Origin of the sequence: Chitinophaga sp. RCC_12, assembly GCF_041360695.1 — a bacterium.
Classification (GTDB): domain Bacteria; phylum Bacteroidota; class Bacteroidia; order Chitinophagales; family Chitinophagaceae; genus Chitinophaga.
The window spans coordinates 318,635-343,177 of record NZ_JBFUPS010000006.1; the positions used below are offsets into that span (position 1 = coordinate 318,635).

Annotated in this window: 23 protein-coding genes; 7 read left to right on the plus strand and 16 right to left on the minus strand. The window is 48.0% G+C overall.

The window, feature by feature from the left end; translation table 11 throughout:
* Nucleotides 1-15: 15 nt before the first annotated feature.
* The 5 genes from mrdA to purD form a co-directional block, all read right to left on the minus strand.
* Nucleotides 16-1,953 carry a penicillin-binding protein 2 gene (mrdA, locus tag AB6805_RS19650; protein ID WP_370911147.1) on the minus strand — a complete coding sequence of 646 codons (1,938 nt, stop codon included), beginning with the start codon at nt 1,951-1,953 and terminating at the stop codon, nt 16-18.
* A 53-nt stretch (nt 1,954-2,006) separates the two neighbouring features.
* Entirely contained in the window at nt 2,007-2,516 is a 510-nt protein-coding gene (gene mreD / locus AB6805_RS19655) for a rod shape-determining protein MreD (RefSeq protein WP_370911148.1), read from the minus strand.
* Nucleotides 2,513-3,400: a rod shape-determining protein MreC gene (mreC, locus tag AB6805_RS19660; protein ID WP_370911149.1), complete on the minus strand. Its 888-nt coding sequence runs from the start codon at nt 3,398-3,400 to the stop codon at nt 2,513-2,515. Before mreC ends, mreD begins: the two co-directional genes overlap by 4 nt.
* A gap of 92 nt (nt 3,401-3,492) precedes the next feature.
* Complete coding sequence (locus AB6805_RS19665; RefSeq protein WP_079469708.1) at nt 3,493-4,515, minus strand: rod shape-determining protein; 1,023 nt, start codon at nt 4,513-4,515, stop codon at nt 3,493-3,495.
* Between the two features lie 274 nt (nt 4,516-4,789).
* The gene (gene purD / locus AB6805_RS19670) at nt 4,790-6,067 is read right to left on the minus strand and encodes a phosphoribosylamine--glycine ligase (protein WP_370911150.1); all 1,278 of its coding nucleotides are present in this window, start codon (nt 6,065-6,067) and stop codon (nt 4,790-4,792) included.
* Nucleotides 6,068-6,237: 170 nt separating this feature from the next.
* Here purD and AB6805_RS19675 point away from each other — a divergent pair, with 170 nt between their 5' ends.
* The 3 genes from AB6805_RS19675 to AB6805_RS19685 all read left to right on the plus strand — a co-directional run bounded on the left by AB6805_RS19675 (nt 6,238) and on the right by AB6805_RS19685 (nt 10,746).
* Entirely contained in the window at nt 6,238-7,944 is a 1,707-nt protein-coding gene (locus AB6805_RS19675; RefSeq protein WP_370911151.1) for a peptide MFS transporter, read from the plus strand.
* A gap of 114 nt (nt 7,945-8,058) precedes the next feature.
* Complete coding sequence (locus AB6805_RS19680) at nt 8,059-10,107, plus strand: OPT family oligopeptide transporter (protein ID WP_370911152.1); 2,049 nt, start codon at nt 8,059-8,061, stop codon at nt 10,105-10,107.
* Between the two features lie 126 nt (nt 10,108-10,233).
* A complete protein-coding gene (locus AB6805_RS19685) occupies nt 10,234-10,746 on the plus strand; it encodes a hypothetical protein (RefSeq protein WP_370911153.1) in 513 nt (170 codons plus the stop codon).
* Nucleotides 10,747-11,003: 257 nt separating this feature from the next.
* Here AB6805_RS19685 and AB6805_RS19690 read toward each other — a convergent pair whose 3' ends face one another.
* The 3 genes from AB6805_RS19690 to AB6805_RS19700 form a co-directional block, all read right to left on the minus strand.
* Nucleotides 11,004-12,209 (minus strand): DUF1501 domain-containing protein, encoded by a 1,206-nt coding sequence (locus tag AB6805_RS19690; protein ID WP_370911154.1) that lies wholly within the window; start codon nt 12,207-12,209, stop codon nt 11,004-11,006.
* A gap of 24 nt (nt 12,210-12,233) precedes the next feature.
* Nucleotides 12,234-13,682 carry a DUF1800 family protein gene (locus AB6805_RS19695; protein WP_370911155.1) on the minus strand — a complete coding sequence of 483 codons (1,449 nt, stop codon included), beginning with the start codon at nt 13,680-13,682 and terminating at the stop codon, nt 12,234-12,236.
* An 88-nt stretch (nt 13,683-13,770) separates the two neighbouring features.
* The gene (locus AB6805_RS19700) at nt 13,771-14,979 is read right to left on the minus strand and encodes a molybdopterin molybdotransferase MoeA (RefSeq protein WP_370911156.1); all 1,209 of its coding nucleotides are present in this window, start codon (nt 14,977-14,979) and stop codon (nt 13,771-13,773) included.
* 47 nt (nt 14,980-15,026) lie between these two features.
* Between AB6805_RS19700 and moaC the strand changes: the two genes are divergently transcribed.
* Nucleotides 15,027-15,512, plus strand: a complete 486-nt coding sequence (gene moaC, locus AB6805_RS19705) for a cyclic pyranopterin monophosphate synthase MoaC (protein ID WP_370911157.1) — start codon at nt 15,027-15,029, stop codon at nt 15,510-15,512.
* Nucleotides 15,496-16,095, plus strand: coding sequence for an NTP transferase domain-containing protein (locus tag AB6805_RS19710; RefSeq protein WP_370911158.1), 600 nt, complete (start codon nt 15,496-15,498; stop codon nt 16,093-16,095). The genes moaC and AB6805_RS19710 overlap by 17 nt, the downstream gene beginning before the upstream one ends.
* A gap of 24 nt (nt 16,096-16,119) precedes the next feature.
* Here the strand turns inward: AB6805_RS19710 and AB6805_RS19715 are convergent, their stop codons facing one another.
* Nucleotides 16,120-16,521 (minus strand): molybdenum cofactor biosynthesis protein MoaE, encoded by a 402-nt coding sequence (locus tag AB6805_RS19715; protein ID WP_370911159.1) that lies wholly within the window; start codon nt 16,519-16,521, stop codon nt 16,120-16,122.
* A gap of 29 nt (nt 16,522-16,550) precedes the next feature.
* Complete coding sequence (gene moaD / locus AB6805_RS19720) at nt 16,551-16,784, minus strand: molybdopterin converting factor subunit 1 (protein ID WP_370911160.1); 234 nt, start codon at nt 16,782-16,784, stop codon at nt 16,551-16,553.
* Nucleotides 16,785-16,859: 75 nt separating this feature from the next.
* Here moaD and AB6805_RS19725 point away from each other — a divergent pair, with 75 nt between their 5' ends.
* Both AB6805_RS19725 and moaA read left to right on the plus strand, forming a co-directional pair.
* Nucleotides 16,860-17,231, plus strand: a complete 372-nt coding sequence (locus AB6805_RS19725; RefSeq protein WP_370911161.1) for a hypothetical protein — start codon at nt 16,860-16,862, stop codon at nt 17,229-17,231.
* 3 nt (nt 17,232-17,234) lie between these two features.
* A complete protein-coding gene (moaA, locus tag AB6805_RS19730) occupies nt 17,235-18,212 on the plus strand; it encodes a GTP 3',8-cyclase MoaA (protein WP_370911162.1) in 978 nt (325 codons plus the stop codon).
* A 4-nt stretch (nt 18,213-18,216) separates the two neighbouring features.
* Here moaA and AB6805_RS19735 read toward each other — a convergent pair whose 3' ends face one another.
* The 6 genes from AB6805_RS19735 to AB6805_RS19760 form a co-directional block, all read right to left on the minus strand.
* Nucleotides 18,217-18,966 carry a sulfite exporter TauE/SafE family protein gene (locus AB6805_RS19735; RefSeq protein ID WP_370911163.1) on the minus strand — a complete coding sequence of 250 codons (750 nt, stop codon included), beginning with the start codon at nt 18,964-18,966 and terminating at the stop codon, nt 18,217-18,219.
* A gap of 2 nt (nt 18,967-18,968) precedes the next feature.
* Nucleotides 18,969-20,054: a ThiF family adenylyltransferase gene (locus AB6805_RS19740; protein ID WP_370911164.1), complete on the minus strand. Its 1,086-nt coding sequence runs from the start codon at nt 20,052-20,054 to the stop codon at nt 18,969-18,971.
* A 105-nt stretch (nt 20,055-20,159) separates the two neighbouring features.
* Entirely contained in the window at nt 20,160-20,702 is a 543-nt protein-coding gene (locus AB6805_RS19745; RefSeq protein WP_370911165.1) for an N-acetyltransferase family protein, read from the minus strand.
* Between the two features lie 130 nt (nt 20,703-20,832).
* Complete coding sequence (gene serS / locus AB6805_RS19750) at nt 20,833-22,101, minus strand: serine--tRNA ligase (RefSeq protein WP_370911166.1); 1,269 nt, start codon at nt 22,099-22,101, stop codon at nt 20,833-20,835.
* A gap of 38 nt (nt 22,102-22,139) precedes the next feature.
* Complete coding sequence (locus tag AB6805_RS19755) at nt 22,140-23,807, minus strand: NAD+ synthase (protein ID WP_370911167.1); 1,668 nt, start codon at nt 23,805-23,807, stop codon at nt 22,140-22,142.
* Between the two features lie 32 nt (nt 23,808-23,839).
* Nucleotides 23,840-24,526, minus strand: coding sequence for a porin family protein (locus tag AB6805_RS19760; RefSeq protein ID WP_370911168.1), 687 nt, complete (start codon nt 24,524-24,526; stop codon nt 23,840-23,842).
* Nucleotides 24,527-24,543 lie beyond the last annotated feature (17 nt).

Consider the following 24,543-nt stretch of genomic DNA (forward strand, 5'->3'; position numbering starts at 1 on the left):
TTATTCGATGATTGGTTAAGGCTTGTTCTTCTTAATAACAGCATTCTGATTCAACGAATCCAAATGCGATTTAGCCAGCATGGCCTGATCTATTGTTACTGTTTCCATCACTGATTTCAACAGCGGCTGACGTTTGGTGGAGATACTGTCTTTCAGGTATTTCTCCATCATCAAACTGGCAATAGGCGCTGCATACTTGGCACCAAAACCGGAGTTTTCCACTATCACGGCAATGGCTATACGTGCTTTTTCAGCAGGGGCAAAAGCCACAAACACCGCGTGGTTCTTCAGTTTTGTTCTTACACCGTTTACAATACCATAGTTTTCTGCTGTACCGGTTTTACCGCCAACGGTAATACCTTCAATCTGTGCAATACGCCCGGTACCGCTTTCCACCACGTCTGTCATACCATGAATAACCGCGCTGTAGGCCGTATCAGAGATATGCGCTACGTCGTGCTTTTGTTTGTATTTATCCAGGAGATGGGTGTTATCGTTATCAATGCTGGATACAAAGTGCGGAATATAATAAGAACCGCGGTTGGCTACAATACACATGGCATTGGCCATTTGCAGCGGCGTTAGCAACAATTCACCCTGACCGATTCCCAGGAACACGGATGTACACGAGTTCCAGCTGCCTTTGTACCGGGCATCGTAATATTTTTTATCCGGTACCAGTCCGCGGCCTTCACTGGGAATATCCACCCCTATCTTATGCCCGAAGCCAAAGTTATTCATATAGTCGGCCCACTTCTGCATACCGCCTACCTTGATCCCCCCAAATTTACCCGCATCCACACTCAAACGGTATACATGCGAAAAATAGGAGTTACAGGAATGCGATAGTGCCAGGCGGAGATTAGCCGCGTGACCAGCATCGTGGTGTTCGCATTTGATAGGTCTTGAACAGCCGTAGTAAGCGCCGCCACAGGGGTATCCGAAGCTGGGGGTAATTACGCCTTCATCCAGTCCTACCAGTGCGATCATGGGTTTAAACGTGGAGCCCGGCGGATAGGTAGCCTGGATGGCACGGTTAAACAGTGGCTTGGTGGTATCTGTATAAAGTTTGCTGAAATTGGCGCTGCGATACGAACCTGTGAGCAGGTTAGGATCGAAGCTCGGACCGCTTACCATGGCCAGGATACCGCCTGTTTGCGGATCGATGGCCACAATACTGCCCGATTTGCCTTTCATTAATTTCTCACCGAGTACCTGTAACTCAATGTCCAGGGAAAGCCGCAGGTTTCTGCCGGCTACTGCCGCACTGTCAAACTCCCCGTTTTCATAAGCTCCCTGGGGTCTGTTCAGGTTATCTTTAACCAGGTATTGTATGCCCCGTTGGCCCATCAATACGGTTTCATAGGTCTTTTCCAGACCCGTGAATCCAAGATAATCGCCGGAGTTATAAGAGGCGTAAGTACCAGTATCCTTTAACATGGCCGGGGATATTTCCGCTATATACCCGAGGATATTAGCTGCGGCCGAATAAGGGTAGGAGCGGATTTGCCTGGGTACCAGTTCAAATCCCGGCTGGAAGAGATACATGCTTTCCTGTAGCTGCCCGAATACTTCCGGCGCCAGCAGGGGAGCGAAAACTGATTGTCTTACCCGGCCATTTTTGATAATGGCGGTAACGATCCGTTTCCTGAATTCTTCCTTATCTATTTTTAAAATATTACAGAGATAGCCTGTATCGATGCTTTTTACGCTGGCAGGGGTTACTACGAGGTCGTATAATACGTCGTTGCCGAGGATGCTGCGGTTCTGCCGGTCGTAGATGATACCCCGGCTTGGATAAATGACTTTACGAAGCACGGCATTGGCATCCGCCAGCTTGGCGTACTTCTTTTCCACTACCTGCAGAAAGAATAACCTGGTGATGATCAGTATTACCATCCCAAGTATAATCATCTGTATTACTCTCTTCCTGGGCTGATTGAATACTGACATGCTATTAAGGACGGAATTATTTTAAGTTACAAACCTACGTTAAAAAGCAGAAACTATTTTTTCGAGAAGAACAGCAATTCATACAGCACAATCAGGAAAAGACTGGCCAATGTTGAAGAGACGATCTTCATCACCAGGTATAACGGGTTACCCATACCAAATACTTCCAACGTAAAGAAAAGTGCGTGGTGCAGGAATACCAGGATAGCGGCATAGATGAGAAACTGGGACACGCCCATACTGGTCATCGAAGGCGTTTTCTGGGTAGTTTCAAAACCTCCCTGTGGTGACAGGATATTGATAATAAACGGGCGCAGATAAGCAATGAACACACAGGCGGCAGCATGCATACCCGGCGTATTCATAAACATATCCAGGGAAAGCCCCATCAGCAATCCCAGGAGCATAAGCCCGGGGCGTGGCAGATTAAAAGGCAGCGCCAGGATAAACAGCATATAAAGATAGGGGCTCACCAGCTGGTGCAACAATATTTCATTGAGCACAAACACCTGAATCAGCAGCAGGAGCACGAAGCGGATTATATTTCTTAACAGTATACTCATTTAATCAACTTATACGTTGAATCTTCCAATCTTTGTTGTTCTTCTTTCAACAGGTTTTCTATCACGTATACATATTGCAGGTTGAAGAAATTGGTAGCCAATTTCAACCGGATAGTAAACGAGGTGCTGGCTTTGTCTCCTACGGCAATGCTTTCTACATAGCCGATCGGAATATTTTCAGGGAACAGGGCAGAGAAGCCGCTGGTCACCACGGTATCACCTTTATGTATTTTGGCGCTTTTCGGCACGTCTTTCAGCAGGGCATAGCCGGCGTCTTCACCATCCCAGTGCACAGAACCCATTTCCTTTCCCTGCCCCAGGCGGGCGCTGATGGATACAGAATTGGATTTAGAGAGCATCGACAATACCACGGAGTAGTTGTCGCTCACACTTCTCACCACACCCACCACGCCGCTGCTGCTGATAACGCCCATATTAGGACGGATCCCCTGCAGGCTGCCGCGGTGAATAGTAATATAGTTGACGGGTTTGTTAATGGAGTTGTTGATCACTTTGGCGGAGAAGTACTCGTACCGGCGGATCTGCGTGCCAACAACACGGTGGGCGGTATCATCGCTGTATTGCCGGATCGTGTCAATTTTGATCCCGTTGGTGGTTATCATACTGTCGTAGCTGGTACGGAGCAGGTTGTGCAGGCGCATGTTTTCATTCACCAGGCTGTCGTTGGTCGACTTCAGGTGAAAGTAATACTGTACATTATTATACTTGTCATATAATTTACCGCTGATATCATTTGCGGAACTGAGGTAGGCGGCTCGCTGAAAGTTGTTATGCTGGAATACCAATACCATACAAATCACTTCCAGCAGCAGAAATAAGAAGAAGTTAAAATATCGCCTAAAGAAAATGATTAGATTTCGCACAAGCGCGCACTATTTTAGGATTTGGTTATCCGGATACCCTGTAATTCCCTCCCAATGGGATGAATAACAAAATATCCGGATCACAAATAGTTTTATTGCATCAGGAACGGATACTTACCTACATGCTTTAAGGCAATACCTGTACCTCTTACCACTGCGCGTAACGGATCGTCTGCTACATGCACCGGCAATTTGATTTTTTGGGTAAGACGTTTATCCAGTCCGCGCAGCAATGCACCGCCACCGGTCAGGTATAAACCCCTGCGGTAAATATCTGAGGCCAGCTCAGGAGGCGTTGTTTCCAGCGCTTTCAGGATGGCTTCTTCGATTTTAAAGATAGATTTATCAAGGGCTTCCGCAATTTCCTGGTAAGATACCATGATTTGCTTGGGGATGCCGGTTACCAGATCCCTTCCGTTAACAGGGATGTCGTCTGGTGGGTTATCCAGTTCTTTCAGGGCTGATCCGATGTGGATCTTAATCTGTTCAGCAGTTCTTTCACCGATCAGGAGGCTATGATAGCGGCGCAGGGCTTCCATGATATCAGCCGTGAACTCGTCACCGGCGATACGGATACTCTGGTCGCAAACAATACCTGCCAGTGCTATTACCGAAATACCGGTAGTACCACCGCCTATGTCAATGATCATATTACCTACAGGCTCTTCTACATCAATGCCGATACCCAGGGCAGCTGCCATTGGCTCGTGCAACAAGTATACTTCCTTTGCGCCGGCCTGTTCAGCAGAGTCGCGTACAGCTCTCTTTTCCACTTCCGTAATGCTGGAAGGAATACAGATCACCATCCGCCAGCTTGGTGCAAACAAGGGCTTTTTGGGGTAAACCATTTTTATGAGTTCCCTGAGCATTCCTTCAGCGGCATTAAAATCCGCTATCACGCCATCTTTCAGGGGACGTATAGTACGAAGATATTCGTGTGTTTTTTCGTGCATCATCATGGCCTTTTTTCCAACTGCCACAATTTTGCCACTAGCCCGTTCTATCGCTACAATGGAAGGCTCGTCCACTACCACCTGGTCATTATGAATTATCAGCGTGTTCGCTGTACCAAGATCAATCGCGATTTCCTGCGTTAAAAAATTAAAAAATCCCATTGTTGATACGGTCAAAAATTAGAATGCAAAAATGAATAATTCCAACGAATATACGATGCAAAAAATGGATATTCTTGCAATAATACAGCTAAATATTAAAAAAAGTTATTTGTTGTACAAACGGCATAGTAACTGCTCTCTTTATGCTCCGACCAGATGAACGGGATAACCCCGTTTTAATTGTTCCTACTGCCTAAAATTGTGCCTTTACAAGTCCCGCTTTTCAATTGTCCTGTACCAGTCCTCCCTACTGTAAATTAACCCCGGCTAACGTCTAAACAAATTCGTACCCGATATCCCTGCGGTATACCTTACCATCAAACGCAATCTGCTCCGCTGTTTGTACAGAATGAGCCAGTGCCATCGACAGGTCAGACGCCAGTGAAGTAATGGCTAATACCCGGCCGCCGTTGGTCAGCACCTCGTCGCCTTCCTGCCGTGTACCGGCATGAAACACGATCTGGTCGCGGGTAGGCGCCGGAATTCCATGGATCACCTTATTCTTTTCGTATGCTTCGGGATATCCTTTTGATACCAGCATCACCGTAGCAGCGGCACGCTCGTCGGCGTAAATCGTTTGCCCGCTCAGTTTGCCGGTCATTACTGCAGTAAACAGTTCCAACGCATCATTCTTCAAACGTGGCATCACAACTTCCGTTTCCGGATCGCCCATACGGCAGTTGTATTCAATTACAAAGGGCGAACCCTCTACATTAATCAGGCCAAAAAACACAAAGCCATGATACACAATACCTTCCTTGGAAAGGCCTGCTATCGTGGGCCGGATCACTTCATCCTCCACTTTTTTCATAAACGCTGCATCGGCAAACGGCACCGGCGACACCGCACCCATACCACCGGTATTCAGCCCCAGGTCACCTTCTCCAATCCTTTTATAATCCTTTGCTTCCGGTAATATCTTATAGGTATGACCATCGGTGATCGCAAATACAGACAGCTCAATACCCGTCAGGAACTGCTCCACTACTACCGTTTTACTGGCATCGCCAAACTTGGCCGACTTGATCATCTGCTCAAACTCCACGGCCGCCTCTTCATAAGAAGTTGCTATCACCACACCCTTGCCTGCCGCCAGGCCATCGGCCTTCAATACAATTGGTAAGGAGTGCTGCTGAAGATAGGCCAGCCCTTCTTCATAATTCTTTTCACTGAATTCACGGTAAGCCGCAGTAGGTATATTGTTCCGCTGCATAAACAGCTTGGCATAAGCCTTACTGCCTTCCAGCTGGGCGCCTTCCTTTGAAGGACCCAGTACGGGGATATGCTGTAACAGTTCATCTTTCTGAAAGAAATCATAGATCCCGTTTACCAGGGCCTCTTCAGATCCGGGCAATACCAGGTCTATCGCATTATCCAGGCAAAAGGTCTTTATCTTATCGAATTCACTCACACCCATGTTAACGTTCGTGCCGCATTGAGCGGTACCAGCATTACCCGGTGCTATAAACAGTTGACCGCAAAGGGTGCTTTGTGACATTTTAAGGGCCAGTGCGTGTTCCCGGCCACCACTTCCAAGTAATAGTATGTTCATATGAATTGCCTAATAAATGCAGATGCGAAAGAAAGTGCAAAGAAAGATCAAAAAACCGCAAAAAATGAGCATTTATACCATTTTTTTACGCAGATTAACGATTTTATTTAACTTGCCATATTTAAAGGTTCACGAAATCTGAAACAACTATTGCTAAAACTAACCAATTTATGATGCAAACTACTGTTGCACAAGAGTCCCCTATTGCCTCTGAGAAGGGCCACCCTAAAGGGCTCTCAGTATTATTTGCCACGGAAATGTGGGAACGGTTTAATTTTTATGGTATGCGGGCGTTACTTACGCTCTTCCTGGTAAATGCACTGGCTTTCTCTGAAGCAGATTCCTCTATCATTTACGGGGGCTTTCTCGGCTTATGTTATCTCACCCCCATGCTGGGAGGATACATATCCGACAGGTACCTCGGTAACAGGAACTGTATCATATTAGGCGGTTTTATAATGGGCGTTGGCCAGCTCCTCATGGTCCTCAGCGCCACCATCTATGCCTCCAATGTGGAAACAGCCAAAACCATCGTTTGGCTCGCCCTTTTCATCATCATCTTTGGTAACGGCTTCTTTAAACCCAACATCTCTTCTATGGTGGGGCAGCTGTATCCGAAAAACGACGGCCGCCTCGATTCCGCTTTCACCATCTTTTATATGGGTATCAACATGGGCGCCTTCCTCGGAATGCTCATTTGCCCTATCCTCGGCGACGTAAAAGTAGACGGCGTGAGAATGGTCAGCGCTTTCAAATGGGGCTTCCTCGCCGCCAGTATAGCCATGTTCACCGGAACCATCCTGTTCTTCTTCCTGAAAGATAAATACGTGGTAAAACCAACCGGTGAAGCCATCGGCGCCAAACCGGATTTCTCCAAAGTTTCTGCCGTAACCGGCGAAGCCGATAAAGCCAAATTTACTACCAGCGCTATCCTCGGTGTACTGGTGTTAATGGTGGTACTGTTCTTCGGTATCCACTACCTGTCGCTCGATCCCAACCCCATCAAATCATGGGTGTATCCTTTTATATATGCAGCCGGTATCAGCCTCGCTGTACTGATCCTTACCGATAAATCTATTACCAAGGTAGAAAGACAACAGATCACCGTTATCTACTTCGTGGCCTTTTTCGTGATCTTCTTCTGGGCCTGCTTCGAACAAGCCGGTTCCTCCCTTACCTTTGTAGCTGATTACCAGACAGATCGCCGCCTCTTCGGCTGGGATATGCCTCCTTCCTTCGTTCAAAACGCCAACTCTATTTTCATCATCGTATTTGCATTGCCTTTCAGCTGGTTATGGCTCAAATTACAACAACGCAACCTGGAGCCGATCTCCCCGATGAAACAATCACTCGGACTGGCATTGCTGGCGCTCGGATTCTTTATCATCGCCATACAGATGAAAAATCTCGGACCTAATGAGAAACTGGGCGTAAGCTGGTTGATCCTAATGTACCTCTTCCATACCCTCGGCGAATTGTGCCTGTCGCCAATAGGTTTGTCACTGGTATCCAAACTGGCGCCTCACCGTTTCTCCTCCCTGCTTATGGGAGTATGGTTCCTCGCCAATGCCGCCGGTTACGCACTGGCCGGTACCCTGGGCGCATTATTGCCTCCAACCCTGGATAAATACAAACTTGCTACTGATAACGGTATCAACCTGAAAGGCATCCTGGATGGTACCATCACCGCTACCGCACAGCAAATGGATAAATTACAGGAACTTAAACTGGCTACACATTACCCAACCTTCGCAGGCTTCACCATCCACAACCTCTATGAGTTTTTCATGGTGTTTGTAATCCTGCCAGGCGCCGCAGCAGTACTGCTGTTCCTGTCTACCAGCTTCCTGAAAAAATGGATGCACGGTATCAGGTAAGTCACCCTTATTATAAAAAGGAAAGGAGGAAAGCTGATAACTTTCCTCCTTTCCTTTTTTAAAAGTAAATTCATTGCTTATAACATCTCTACCTGTAAATCCATAAACGATCTTATGTCCGATAACAACTTCAAACCCTTTGTTTCACCCGGCGTACAAATGAAAGAATTTACGCTGAAATCTATTTTGCTGGGCTGTATCTTTGGTATCATCTTCGGTGCTGCCACCGTGTACCTGGCGCTGAAAGCAGGTCTTACCGTTTCTGCTTCCATTCCTATTGCCGTTATCGCTATTACCTTAGGAAGAAAATTTTTCAAGACCACCATTCTCGAAAACAACATCATCCAAACGACCGGGTCTGCCGGCGAATCCATCGCTGCAGGTGTGGTATTCACCCTGCCGGGATTCCTGTTCCTCAGTGATGGTGGTGGCACACAGTTCTTTAATTACTTCACCATCCTCATCCTGGCCATCTTCGGTGGTATCCTTGGTACCCTGATGATGATCCCGCTGAGAAAATCACTGATCGTAAAAGAACATAAAACCCTGCCTTATCCCGAAGGCACCGCCTGCGGCGATGTACTGATAGCAGGAGAGAAAGGCGGCGACTTTGCCAAAACCGCCTTCTACGGACTGGGCTTTGCTTTTGCCTACGCCATCCTTCAAAAGATCCTGCATGTGATTGCCGAAACACCGGAATACATGACCAAACAGGCCAGCAAATTTTTCCCTTCCGCCAAACTCAGCGCCGATATCACCCCGGAGTATATGGGCGTTGGTTATATCATCGGACCACGCATTGCAGGAGTACTGGTGGCCGGCGGTGTGCTGTCGTGGCTGGCACTCATTCCTTTGCTCGCATCATTGCTGCCGGCAGATGTGATCGCCACCCAGCTGGTGAAAATAGGCTACCTCGCTAATTTGCAAACCCCGGGCGGGCAGGGCGACTGGAACCCGCTCACCCATACTTTTGCAGATTATTCTTCCGCGGTTTATTATGCATACGTAAGACAAATCGGCGCAGGAGCAGTAGCAGCAGGCGGTTTCATCACCCTGCTGAAAACCATCCCTACTATCATTTCTTCTTTCAAAGGAAGTATCGGCGCTATTAAAGATGGCTCGGGCAATACAGACGAGAAAGGAAATGTACCCAGAACAGAAAGAGACCTCAGTTTGAAAGTAGTGCTGTTCGGCAGCCTTGCCCTCATCCTGCTGATGGCTTTCTTACCACAGCTTCCAGGCGATTCTATCGGCAAAAAATTGCTGGTAGGTCTGCTGGTAGTAGTGTTCGGTGCCTTCTTCGTTACGGTGTCCAGCCGCATTGTGGGCCTCATCGGCTCTTCCAATAATCCTATTTCCGGTATGACCATCGCCACACTGATGGGCACCTGCCTGGTGTTCATCGCCGTAGGCTGGACCGGCAAACTATACGAACCAATGGCGCTGGTGGTAGGTGGCATGATCTGCATTGCAGCTGCCAATGCCGGCGGTACTTCCCAGGACCTGAAATCAGGCTACATCGTAGGCGCCACGCCCATGTACCAGCAAATCGCATTGTTCATTGGCGCCATTGTATCGTCTGTGGTGATAGGTTTAACAGTGAAGTTCCTGGATAAGCCTACGGCAGATATGATTGCGCACGGGGTTACTGAACATGCAATCGGCAGCGCATACTATCCTGCCCCGCAAGGCACGCTCATGGCTACACTCGCGAAAGGTATCCTTTCCTTTAACCTCGACTGGCAATTTGTATTGGTGGGTGTGTTTCTGGCGATAACGATGGAACTATGTAATATTAATTCGCTCTCCTTCGCAGTAGGCGCGTATCTTCCATTGTCCACTACATTGCCCATCTTTGTTGGCGGCGCTATCCGTGGTGTGGTTGATCACAAACAAAAGAAAGCCAATAAAAAATTATCTCCGGAGGAAGAAGAGCTGGGTAAGGGCAACCTCTTTGCCACAGGTCTTGTGGCCGGTGGCGCCGTTGCCGGCGTGATCATCGCCATCCTCGCAGGTTTCGACTGGTCGGCCGTCATTCTTGCCAAACTCAATAGCCAACAGCTGCTCACAAATATCCTCGGGCCGGGTGGCTACTACATAATAGGATGCGCCTTTTTTGCGTTTATGGGCTGGTACCTGTACCGCACCGCCCGCAAAGCTTAGATCCAACTTTTCAAGATCAATACCGATGCCGGTAACAGGGTGTAACAATCCATTACCGGCATCCGTTTTTATTTTTTAAATGTTTAATTTAGCCGGGATTAATTAAAACTGATTATAATATAACCTATGCGCATATTAGTTACCGCAATGCTCAGCGCCATTGTTTTACTGGGCATCTCCTGCGGCAAGGATAAAGATGATAGCCGCCAACGCAGATTTATATCATTGAAGCTGGACGACCGGGTTTATCTTTCAGAAAATCCAAAGGGCATTATCACCCTGCCAAATCTTACGGATGAAAACCCGGACAACGATTATCCTACTATGGAAATCACCGGCCAGAGCTATAACGGGGATGTGATCACCTTTAGCTTAGCTACCGCATCCATGCCCTTCAAACCAGGCGTGTACCCAGCTACCCAGAAAGGAAACGGTTTACTGATTGCCCTCAACAGCACTTACTACACCAACCTTACCTCTGCTGGAAGCACTGATTTTCAAATCACCATCACCCACATAGACAACCTCAACGTGGAAGGAACCTTCTCCGGAACACTCAAAGACGCCAGCGGTGCCGGCGGAACACGCGTTACCAAAAACGGTGCGTTCAGAGCGATGATTAGTCAGCAGGGCCAGTAAGCGGAGGGATCGCCTTCGGCGCTTTTAAATTGTCTTGGAGCACTGATTACGCTGATTATACTGATTGGCTTGATTTGATTACGTTTGATTTTAATTTTTGAATTTATAAGATAAAGGGAGATAAATGCGGATATCGCATTTATCTCCCTTTATCATCTTATAAAAATCAAAAAATCAATACGAAATCAAATCAAGCCAATCAGTATAATCAGCGTAATCAGTGCTCCAAGACAATTTAAAAGCGCCGAAGGCGCTAACTACACAAACGACAAATGAGGGTACGTTGCCTTCAGCACCGCCTTGTCATCAGCGCCAAGCCAGTTGGATAGCAGCGTGGCATAAACGCTTTTGAAGTCAACCTGGTATTGCAGGTCCCCGTCTTTCAGATTAAGCAGGTCCGGACCATCGTTGATAAGTCCCGGTTGCTTTAGCCCGCCACCTACCAGGAACATATTATTCGCGGTGCCATGATCGGTACCGCCACTGGCATTCTGGCTCACCCTTCTTCCAAATTCAGAGAAAGTCATTACTACTACATCCTCAAAACGATGATTCGATTTCAGGTCATCTGTAAATACCGTTAACGCATCGCTTAGTTGACCAAATAACCGGTCTTGCTGTTCCTGCTGGTTTACATGGGTATCAAAACTGCCATGCGACACATAATATACTTTGGTATTGATATCCGACATCACCAGGTTGGCAATGGTGCGCAGGTTCCTTCCCAGCTCTGTATTGGGATAGGGGGCAGAAGATTTATATGTTTTAAACTGTTGCTGGATATAGGCTGCGGAAGAAATGGTTTCACCCATCGTTTTATACAGGTAATCCGCATTATTATGATGATCGTTATCGGTGGTATGCTGCTTTAGCAGCTCTGCAAAATATTTATCATTACTGGTGCCGTAAAGCCTTGCAGGGTCTGTCATGGCAAGGCCTTTGTCGCTGTCGCCTTTCAGCGCCAGGCTCAGGGTATCATCTATTTCCAGCGCCTGTGTTGGTTTATCGCATCCCTTGCATTGAGCGTCGAGATAACGGCCTATCCAGCCATCCGACCAGTACTCGTTCGACTGGCTCGCGGAATGCCAGATATCCATGGAGCGGAAATGCGAGCGGTCGGGGTTAGGATAGCCTACGTTATTGAGAATACCCAGCGCGCCGTCATCATACAGGGTCTTCAATCCTTTCAGTGCAGGGTGTATTCCCAGGTCGTCATTCAGGGAAAGGGCTGCCTCCCTTTTTATGCCCAGCGCCGGGCGCGCCTTATAATAAATATCGTTGCGATAGGGAATAACTGTATTCAATCCGTCGTTACCGCCGGATAGCTGGATGATCACCAGTACTTTGTTGCCCGGGGGCGCCAGATGCCCTCTTTCCAGTGCTTTCAGGAACTTCGGCATCATCACCGCGGCAGAAGCCAGTGAACCCACCTGTAAAAAACGACGCCTGTTGAGAATCAGCATAGCATAACTTTTAGCGGTTAGTAGTTAACACAATTGATATTCCGGTGTACTCATCACATCAATTGTTACCGTTTTAATATAGTTTTCGCGGCTGCTGCTATCAGCATATTTTTCCAGCAGCTGGCGGCTTATATTACCGGGCTGCTGTAATAAAACACCGGCAATTTCATCGGCAAGCCGCTCTCTTGGCACCTTTTCATAACCTGCCACATAAGGGTCCCAGTTTATATTTGCATTCACCTTCTTTGCGAATTGCCGCTTCAGGAAATCATTGATCTGCAGCGTCATTTTATAGTTAGCGCCTTCACCCATTTCAGGAGTCAGCTCTTTAGGCTTCACATTAAACGCCTGCGAGTATAATATTACCTGGGGTACACGCAGCCGGAACATCAGGCTGGAGCTGTCGATCCAGTTCCGCCCGCCAGGCCAGCCGGCTACATTGGGCGGATAAAAAAGCAGCTGACCTAATACCCGCTGAAACAACAACATCACTTCTTCCTTTTCAAACGTCATGGGAATAGTTCTGCGGATGCCTGCCAGCAATTCCACGGGCGATTTTATCCGGTTGCCAATGATATCCGGACTGTAAAACCAGTCGGCCATAAATATTTCCCGCATCAGGGATTTGATGTTGTAACCCGACTGGTAAAACTTTTCCGACAGCGTGGTAATACGCGCTTCATCAGGGGTTTCAGACACAAAATACTGGTATATTTTTGCGGTAATAAACCTGGCGGTATGCCGTTGCTCCAAAAGTATTTTCAATACATCATCTCCATTAAAATTTCCCTGTTTGCCCAGGAAATTTTTCACGCCGTCGTCATGCTGTTTTTGCCGGAAAACAAAAGTGCCGGTTTCATCAAAGCCCCATCCGGTAAAGGCCCTTGCCGCTTCTTTCACATCCTGTTCGGAATAGTTGCCTCTTCCCATCGTGAACAGTTCCATCACTTCACGGGCAAAATTTTCATTGGGATGTTGTTTACGGTTCTGCTGGTTGTTAAGAAATTGCAGCATAGCCGGGCTTTTAGATACGGCGCCGAGCAGATCTCCAAAATTGCCGAGCGCATTTTCACGCACTACCGACAATAACTGCTGATTAAATAATACATTTTGCGTACGGCAGGCGAAATGCCCATGCCAGAAAAGACTCATTTTTTCGCGGAGGGGATGCTCACTCTGTACCATGGCATTTACCCAGGATACGTTCAGGTCTTTAATGCCCTGGTCATTCATTTGCCGCACACTTTTCTTTTCCTCCGGCGTCATCGTTTTCTGCTTCCGGTAATCCGGAAGATCATCCGCGGCTACTACATCCACAGAAGTAACTGACGCTTTTGCAGGGCCGATAAGTATCTTATTCACAATTTTTTCCCGCCTTTTGCTTTCCCAGTGAGAGATCACGGGGAGGGTTTCTCCGAAGCCAGCGCGCCAGGCGAGATGTTGCATCTGAATTTTACGGGCAACTTCAGCCATAAGCATTAATTTATGATGAGACTATCAAATGCAGAACGGGTTTAACCAATGAAAGGCTTCTCACAGAAATAATCACCGGGAACGGTTGTTAACGGAACCGCCACACCTGGTAACTGCTTCCTTTCTCAAAAACACTTTCTTCCAGCGGCAGGGTGAGGAAAGCATCTGCTTTAAGCAAACTGGCCAGATCGCCCGAACCCTGGTAGGGCTGCGGTATGGCCAGCAGCACACCATTGGGTTGTGATTGCAGCTTTACCGGCAAATAATATTCCAGTGCGGCGTCAAAAATAACTTTCTCCGATAGCTGTGCGTAGCAAGGCTCCGGTAAGACCGCTCCCATAGCGGATTGTATCCACGCATGGATATACCTGTAAAAACACATAAAGCCCGATACGGGGTTGCCAGGTAAGGCAAACACAACGGGACCGTCATTAAAAGTTCCAAACAGGAAAGGCTTGCCTGGCCGCTGCTGTACTTTATGAAATACCTGTTGCATTCCCAGCTGTTGCAGCACAGCCGGCAGGTAGTCAAACATGCCTGCACTTACTGCACCGGAGCTGATCCATATATCGGTTTCGTCCATCAGTGGCCGGAGCTGGTCTTTCATAGCTGCTTCATCATCCAGGAGGTGTACATAACGGGCAGGAATACCCATTTCCGCCAGTGAGGCCAGCAGGCTGTATACATTGGAAATGCGTACCTGGTGAGGTTCCGGCGTTTCGTGTACCGCTACCAGTTCATCTCCTGTAGCAATTACCACCACGCGCGGGCGTTTGCTTACTTCTACTGTGGTCTGGCCCACTGTGGCCAGCACACCGGCTTCAGCCGGGCCAATACGGGTACCGGGTTTAATCAGCACTGTGCCGGCATCTACATCCGAACCTTTTTTATGAATATTCTGCCCCTTCTTCACGGCGCCCTGAATAGTAAAGCGCCGGAACCCTTCATGTTCCGAAGGTGTAAGGTGTTCATATTGAACAACGGTATCTGTCATTTCCGGCAAAATGGCGCCGGTCATTACTTCTATACAATTGGCAGTATTGGAAAGCTGCAGCTGTGGAGTGCCCGCAGCCTGCACATCTTCCACGCCAAAAATATGCTGCCCGCGGGCAAAGCTGTCGTAGTTAACAGCAATACCGTCCATCGTCACACGGTCAAATGGCGGAAAGGGCCTATCGGCCAATACAGGCTCCCGCAAAATACGGCCGGCGGCGGATTCAAACGGTACCGTTTCAGTACCCAGGTCCCGCACAGTTTGCATCACAGCCTTAAATGCAGCAGCAACAGTCAACATCATTTTGAATTACTTTTGTATCAGGTGAACTTGTTTAAATTTATGCTTTTATGTCCAATGAATCAAGTAATGCTTTTTCACATCTGAACGAGAGCGGCCAGCCTGCAATGGTCGATATCAGCGGCAAACTGGATACTTATCGTATAGCCGTTGCCGGGAGCCGTGTTTACCTCCCGCAGGTGATACGCGACCAGTTCCAGGGACAGGATATCCAAACCCGCAAAGGTGGCGTGTTTCAAACCGCTATCATCGCCGGTATTATGGCCGCGAAAAAAACACCGGAACTCATCCCGCTTTGTCATACCTTACTGCTGGATGGTTGCGATGTACAGATTCACCTCGAAGGAGAAGAAGCCATCATCCGCTGCACGGTAAAAACCAACGGTAAAACAGGCGTGGAAATGGAAGCCCTCACCGGCGCCAGCGTAGCTGCACTTACCATTTACGATATGTGCAAAGCGCTTACCCAGGATATGGTTATCCGGGAAACAAAACTCATCAGCAAAACAGGCGGCAAACATGACTATAACCGGTAATAAGACGCCACTGAAAGGACTGGTGCTCTGCGGCGGCTTCAGCACCCGCATGCAGGAAGATAAAAGCAGCATTAACTATCATGGGATGCCTCAATGGCAATACCTGGTTACCTTACTGCAATCGCTGCTGCCGGAAATATACATTTCCTGCCGCGCGGATCAGCAGGAACATTTTGCCGGTTACCCTAACCTGGTGCCGGATTCGGTGCCTTTTGGCGGGCCATCCGCCGGGTTACTGAGCGCACACGCCCTGCAACCGGAAACGGCCTGGCTGGTGCTCGCCGTTGACCTGCCCCTGCTCAGCAAACAAAGCCTGGAGCTGCTTATTGCCCAACGTGACGCATCCAAAGCGGCCACCACTTTTGTGAGTCCCGTCAACGATTTGCCGGAACCCCTCATTGCCATCTGGGAACCAGCCGGTTTAAATGCGCTGTTGGAAAATGTAACCGCCGGGAAAAACTGCCCACGGAAAACCATGCTGAGTAACAGCATCGCCCTTCTTAAAAATCCATATGCAGCAGAACAATTTAATGCCAATACGCCCGAAGAAAAGGCGGAAGCATTGAAAGACCTGGAGAAATAAGGTTATTATTCAACCATTGCAGGACTACACAATTTCACCATCTGCAAAAAATTCCTTTTTCCAGATAGGCACTGTTTCTTTGAGGGTGTCTATCGCAAATTCACAGGCGTCGAACGCTATCCCCCGGTGAGCAGAAGCCACTGCTATTACCACTGCGAGGTCGCCGGGATACTTATCCCCAACGGCATGCAGCATGGCCAGGCGTTGTACATCCCATTTTTCCGCTACCTGCGCCGCTATTTTCTGCATTTCAGAAATAGCCATCGCTTCATAACATTCGTAAAATAATTTTAATACCGGCCGTTGTTTGGTGTGATTACGCACGGTACCGGCAAAAATTACCTCCCCGCCGCATTCCGGCGCCTGGATGAAGGCCAGCGCTTCCTCCACGGTAATGGTATCTTTAATATCTATTAATATTTCCATCTCTTAAATACTAAAACTGAAAACTATACTCAACCTCCGCTTACCGGCGGGATCACCGCAATTTCATCCTGGCCGCTTATCTCCTGTGTATCAGCAGCATACGTCCGGTTTACCGCTATCATCACGGAACGGAGCTGCTGCAACGACGGATATACCTCATACAACCAGGCTTTCAAAGTGGCTACATCTGTAATATGTTCCGGCTTTTCCAGTACCGGCACACCAGCAATATCCTTTGCTGCTCCAAACAATAATATGCCCATACATTGTAAATTGTTAGTTAAAACTACAATATAGCCCGATAAAGTAGTAATTTTAATACGGCAGAAAATCAATTTATGAAAATACGGTTAAGAGGCAACAGCATAAGATATCGGCTGGATAAAGCAGATGTGGAACTCCTGGAAAGTACAGGAAAAGTGGAATCAATTACGCATATAGGCGCCGGTACCCTCCATTTCTGCCTCCGGGGAAAAGATATTTCCGACCCCATCATAAAGATGGAACACGATGGTATACACCTGCTGCTCCCGCTTCCCCGTCTTACTGCCTGGTACGCACCCGACCAGGTAGGTTTTGAACTGATCCTGCCCAACGCCGATGGATCATCACTGACTATCCTGGTGGAGAAAGATTTTAAATGTCTTACAGACAGAAATGAGGACGAAAGCCAGTCATTCGATAATCCGATGGCGGGGAAAAACTGCTGATAAATGCTAACAGATGCACATCATCGTATCATAGACTACGTACGCTTGTCGGTAACAGACCGGTGTAACCTCCGTTGCACTTACTGTATGCCGGAGAATATGCATTTTGTGCAACGCAAGGCATTACTTACCGACGATGAAATTTTACGGCTGCTGCAAACTCTCGCAACCGCCGGTATCTCTAAAATAAGGATCACCGGGGGTGAACCCTTTCTCCGGCCGGGCCTGATGACCCTCCTGGAAAAAATAAAAGCCATTCCCGGTATCAGCGAAATAGCTATCACCACCAATGGCGTCTTAACACAGGCATATATTCCCGCATTGCAGCAACTAGGCATCACGCATATCAACCTGAGCCTGGATACGCTGCAGGCCGACCGCTTCCTGCAAATCACCCGGCGCAACCGGTTCTCCGCAGTTATGGACACCCTGCAAAGCCTGTTGCAACACAACATGCAGGTGAAGATCAACGCCGTGGTAATGGAAAATGTGAATACCGATGAACTCAATGCCTTCACCGCACTTACACGCGATAATGCACTGTCCGTAAGGTTTATAGAAGAAATGCCCTTCAACGGGCAGGGACATACATTTTCAGGTATCGTATGGAACTATCATAAAATTTTGTCTGTAATAGGCGAGAATTATACGCTGCAAAAAATAGCGGATGCGCCACATTCCACTTCTCTCAATTATCACATCCCCGGCCATAAAGGCAATATCGGCGTAATCCCCGCTTATAGCCGCACGTTTTGCGGCACCTGTAACCGTCTTCGTATATCCGCTACCGGTAGTATGAAAACGTGTTTGTATGGCAACGATGTGTTAAACGTAAAAGAGATGATGAGAAATGAACTGCAGCAACACCTCCTGCTACCAGCCATACAATCAGCCATCCATGCGCGTTTTGCCAATGGCTTCGAAGCGGAACAGCATCATACCGAAAAAAATATGGAAAGCATGTCGGTAATAGGTGGTTAACCATTTACTTCAGCAACATCTGCACACCCGCATACAGGATCAACAAAGCCGTAACACCCGCCACCCACCTGGGATTCAGCACTCTCGCACTCAGACGCGCCCCAATTTGTCCGCCGGCAATAACCGCTAACAATAAAGGCCCTGCAAACTTCACATCAAACACAATGGCATGCTTTGCCGCCTGACCGCATAAACCGGCAATAGAATTTACGAGAATAAAAAAACTGCTCAACCCCGCAATGTTCTTGGCGGTGTCGTATTTGCCCAAACGCAGCACCGGCGAAAGATAGATGCCGCCGCCGATTCCTGTCATGCCGGAAAGCAACCCAATGCCGCCGCCAATAACTCCATACGCTACGCTATTCCTTTTATTGGCAGGGATAATTGGCTCTTCTTTCTCAAAAAACAAACGGTAGCACATCAGCACCGCCGCCAGCGTAAGCGCAAGTCCCAGCAACAGGAAAAAAGTAGCCTGCTTCATAGGTAAGTAACTACCCGCAAAAGCCAGCGGCACACTTACCAGCGACAACTGCCACGCCTTTTTCAAAGGCAGGTGACCGCTTTTGTAAAAATGATAAACGCCGCCGGTCACCACCGCTACATTACACAGCAAAGCTGTGGACTTCATCAACTGAAAATCTACTGCCCAGAAAGGCAACGACAAAATAGCCAGGTAGCTGGAACCGCCGCCAAAACCGGCTGCAGAGTAGGCCAACGCCACTATAAAAAAGAGGATACAAAGTTCAGGGATCACAGTTAATAGGTTTGCATCTGGTGATCAATAACACTGGCCCAGGCATGAATGCCGCCTTCCACATTGTAAATACGGTTAAAGCCCAGTTCCGTTAAACGCTGCGCCACAGCGCGGCTTCTCATACCGTGATGACAAAGCACCGCTACCGGCACATCATCAGGAATGGCTGACACCTGCTGTAATACACGCCCCATCGGGATATGCACGGATTGCGGAATACGGCAGATCTCCCATTCATCATCTTCCCGCACATCCAGCAACATGAAACGGGTATCCCGCTGCAACCAGTCGTTTAATTGCTGCACGGATAAAGATTGTACCCCTTCCAGTTCACAAACTGTTTGCTGGTAGTTTGCCTGCAGTGCCGTAATTTGCCGGTTGGCTGCTACCGGGGTAATATTAAAGGTAAGATGGGTATTGTTCAGGGTGTCAATGGTCATCAGTTGGTTGCGCAGCGGTGCGCCGATACCGGTAATTACTTTCACCGTTTCATTGGCCATATAACAGCCAATGATACCTGGTAAAACGCCCAGCACGCCAATGTCGTTGCAGTTAAGCATTTCGCCGCTTTCCGGCGCCTCCGGGAAAATACAGCGATAAGTAGCTCCTTCCTGGTAGTTAAATACACTCAGCTGGCCTTCGTATTTATAGATGGCGCCGTATACCAATGGTTTGCCGGTAATTACACAGGCGTCGTTCACCAGGTAGCGGGTGCCGAAATTATCTGAACCATCCACAATGACGTCGTATTCCTGGAAAAGCGCCAGTGCATTATCTGTAGTGAGCCAGGTGTCGTGTATAACATGGGTTATCTCCGGGTTCAGCTGCTGCAGCCGTTTTACGGCTTGTTCTACCTTGGATTTTCCCTGGTCGGCGGTAGTATATAATACCTGTCGTTGCAGGTTGGTGATGGAAACAACATCATGTTCTACAATGCCTATTTTCCCGATTCCCATGGAGGTAAGATATTGCAACACGGGTACACCGAGGCCACCGGCGCCAATTACCAGCACTTTTGCCTGTTGCAGTAATGCCTGTTTTGCGGAGCCAAATCCTTCCAGTCTTGTTTGCCTGTCATATCTGTCCATACTGCTTCATTTAAACACTAAAATTAATTGTATTCGGGAGAAATTTTCCAGGTGTTTTTTCGGGAGAAGGATTTCCTACACCTCCGGGGTGTTGCGGGCAGCTTGTCAGCGTTTTAATTCCAGGTACATAGTTACCAGGTCTACATAACTGCCATCTTTCTGCCTAATGCCATTGGGCAGGCGGCCACATTCCATGAAGCCGAAATTGCGGTACAGCTGCATGGCTTTTTCATTGGTGGAAAAAACATGCAGGTAAATCAGGCGCAGGGCGGGGCGCGATTCGGTCCACCGCAGCATGGCGGTGAGCAGGCGCCGGCCGATACCCATATTGTTCCATTGCTTTTCCACGGCAATGCCTATCTCCGCGGTATGCGCTTTTTTATGCAAACCGGTGTGGTTTACGTTGATAGAGCCAATGATCTGGTCCCTTACAACGGCTACCAGCAGGAGCTGGTTGGGATTATCGGTGTAAGACTGGATATAATCCTCTTCAGACGCAATGTCCAGCTCCATGGATTCACTGCGGGTAAAGAGCAGGTAATCCGTTTCCCGGGTCAGGCGCTGGAAACTGGCCAGCAGCGCTGCTGCATCATTATGTTCGGGAGGGCGAATGATGAGTTCGTCGCCGGTGGGCAGGAAATGTTTCATAATAGAATACCGGGTGGAAATTACGAATTCCAAACGACGAATGACGGATTTCAGGCAGCTGTCAGCGGGTATTACTCCGTTTACAATCTCCCTGCGAATCCGTCATCCGTTAAAGATTATCCGTAATGGCTTATATCTTGTGACTGCCAAAATAGGTTTGCAGCACGGTCGGTATCTGTATGCCTTCCGCAGTCTGGTTGTTTTCCAGCAGGCAGGCCATGATACGCGGCAATGCCAGGGAACTTCCGTTCAAAGAGTGCAGCAGCTGCGGCTTACCATTGTTTTCCTTGAACCGTATTTTCATGCGGTGGGTTTGGTAAGCTTCAAAGTTGCTCACAGAGCTTACTTCCAGCCATTTCTGCTGGGCAGCGCTGTATACTTCGAAATCGTAGGTAATAGCAGAGGTAAAGCCCATATCACCGGCGCACAAACGAAGAATGCGGTAAGGCAGCTCCAGCTGGTTCAGCAACGCTTCTACGTGCGCTACCATTTCATCCAGTGCCTCATAAGATTTATCGGGATGTACCAGTTGCACAATTTCTACCTTATCAAACTGGTGAACACGGTTCAAACCACGTACATCTTTACCATAAGAACCGGCTTCACGGCGGAAACAAGGCGTATACGCGGTCATCTTCACCGGCAGGTCGGTATCTTTTATGATCTCATCGCGGTAAATATTAGTCACCGGTACTTCTGCAGTGGGAATAAGATAATAGTTATCCGCCGTTGCATGATACATCTGACCTTCTTTATCCGGCAACTGGCCGGTGCCATAGGCAGATGCTTCGTTCACCAGGTATGGCGGCGCATATTCAGTGTAGCCGTTGAGGGTATTATAATCCAGGAAATATTGGATCAGCGCACGTTGTAAGCGGGCGCCCCTGTTTTTGAAAACAGGGAAACCACTGCCGGTAATTTTGTTACCCAGCTCAAAGTCAATCAGGTCGTACTGTTTCGCCAGGTCCCAGTGTGGAACGGCGCCTGCATACAGGTCAGGAATTTTACCACCCTTGCGGATTTCCACGTTTTCTTCCGGCGTTTTACCGGCGGGCACCATCGCTGCGGGCAGGTTAGGTAGTTTCACCAGGGCATCCTGCAATGCTTTTTCAGTAGCGTTCAGCTCTTCATTCACGGGACCGAGGCGGTCTTTCAAAGCCGCTACAGCAGCACGCTGCGCTTCTCCTTCTTCCTTTTTTCCCTGGGCCATCAGTTTACCGATTTCTTTGGATAAACTGTTCACCTGGGCCTGCGTTTCATCGTATTCGAGGGTTAACTTCTTACGCTTGTCATCCAGCGCCAGCACTTCTTCTACTACTTCCAGCTCCTTGAAATTCTTAAATGCCAGGCGCTCCAATACCAACTCTTTATTTTGACGTATAAACGGTACTTGTAACATGTTGTATGATCAAATTTTAGCAAATATATTAAAATAGCTTAACTCAGGTACTTCCCTACAATGGGCACTCTACGGCCTATACCAAAGGCTTTGGAGGATACCCGTATAATAGGGCAGAATTGATTTCTCTTGTATTCATTGGTATTCACCATCTTTAAGGCCCGCGAAACCAACGCCGCATCGAAGCCCTGAGCAACTATTTCGCGCGGTCCCTGACGGCGCTCTATGTACTGATAAAGTATCCTGTCGAGGATCGCATAGTCCGGTAAACTGTCGCTGTCCTTCTGATCTGGCCGTAGCTCCGCAGAAGGCGCTTTGTCAATAATATTAGTCGGTATAATCTCTTTCTCCCGGTTAATATATCTTGCCAGTGAATACACCTGCATCTTATACACATCTCCCAAAACGCTTAATCCGCCGGCCATATCTCCATATAATGTACCATAACCGGTAGACAGCTCACTCTTATTGGATGTATTCAGCAATATATAACCAAACTTGTTGGATAAGCCCATCAGCAGGTTACCCCGTATGCGCGACTGCATATTTTCTTCTGCCACATTAAAAGGCAATCCTTTGAAATAAGGCTCCAGCGTGGCTAAGAACGTTTCATAAATGTTGTTGATACGGATAACATCATGCGGGTTATCCAGGTTTTCGGATAGCGCCACAGCATCATCTACAGAGTGACTGGTAGAGTAGGGAGAAGGCATCAGGATAGCCCGTACATTTTCCTTACCCAACGCATCGCAGGCAATAGCCAGTGTAACGGCGCTGTCGATTCCGCCTGAAGAGCCGAGGATGGCCTTTGTAAAGCCCATCTTACCAAAATAATCTTTGATTCCCAACACCAGGGCATCATAGATGCGATCAATGTTATGGTCAAACACCAGCTCGGTGAGCGGTGTAAAATCAACAGGTTTCACCGGCGGCAAGTGGCTGCCAACCAGCTTCTCCAACTCCATGCCGCCCATCGCTTCTTCAAAGTAAGGCAGTTCTTTCACTACATTACCCTGCGCATCATAAATAAGGGAGCCTCCGTCGAATACAATTTCCGTTTGGGAACCCACCGTATTGCAGTAATACATCGGGATCTTATATTTCAATACATTGGCAAGAATAATTTCTTTGCGGTCTTCATCATGATCATAATCAAACGGAGAAGCGGAGAGGTTAATCATCACATCCGGCTCCTGTGCAATCAGCTGATCCATCGGGCAAACACGGTACAGGGGATTATCTCCCAGGTTCCAGATATCTTCACAAATGGTAACTGCCAGCTTCTTGCCTTTAAACGGGATGATATTCCATTCAATAGACGGTTCAAAATAACGGTATTCATCAAACACATCGTAGGTAGGCAACAGCGTTTTATGCACCACCTGCTTTACTTCGCCTTCATATAAAAACCAGGCCGCGTTAAACAGGTCTTTCCCTTCCCGTTGCGGGTTACGGGCCGGACCGCCCACCAGCACGGCGATATCTTTGGTATGCGCTTTTATAACATCTATCGCATGATAGCATTGTGCAATAAAATCTTCAAATTCAAGAAAATCACGCGGAGGGTAACCACATACACATAACTCGGAAAACACTACCAGGTCGGCTCCCTGTGCCTTTGCCGCATGGATGCCGTCGATGATCTTTGCCGTATTCTTTTCAAAATTGCCAATGTGATAATTCTGCTGTGCCAGTATAATATTCATGGTAAAAATATTCAATTAAAAAAGAGGGAAAACTAGAAAAATACACCCAGCCGGAGTGCAAAGCTATTCATATTTACCCTTCCATCGTCCCATTTGCCGTTACGGGTTACGTCCACAAAACCGTTCTGGTAGGTAATGCCTGCCATACCCGTAAGATTGGCGCCCAGCGGGTATTCTATGCCCGCGCCCAATAACATGCCTATGTTGATACGGTTCATTTCCGGTAAGATATTCACCTTATCATAGGTTTGCCCCATCGACACTACATCTGCGCGGCCGGTGATAGGAAAATCCAGGTAAGTACCAAACTGTCCCCAGAAACCGATACCTCCTTCATCCGGCGAAGTTTTCAGCTTCAATGCCAGCGGTATTTCTATATAGGAAAGCTTCATATTATACTCCGCAGGATTGGCTTTATAATCGCCTAAACCCTTACCTGCATCATATTTCAGCTTGCTGCCGGCCAGTAATACCTGGAACCCCGACGAAAATGCATAAGTACCTTGTTCGTTCAGCTTAAAATCGGCCATCAGCCCGAAGTTCAGCCCTGCTTTGGCACTGTTCCTGTTTACACCCGATTCCTGTGGCTTCAGGATGGAAACCATCGGGCTCACGGTAAATCCAAGCTTCACTTTTTCCCTGAAAGCATTACCGCCATATTGCGCCATACCTGCTTTTGCCATTCCCATTATCGCCAGTAAAAAGATGATCTTCTTCATAGATGATGCTAATTCGT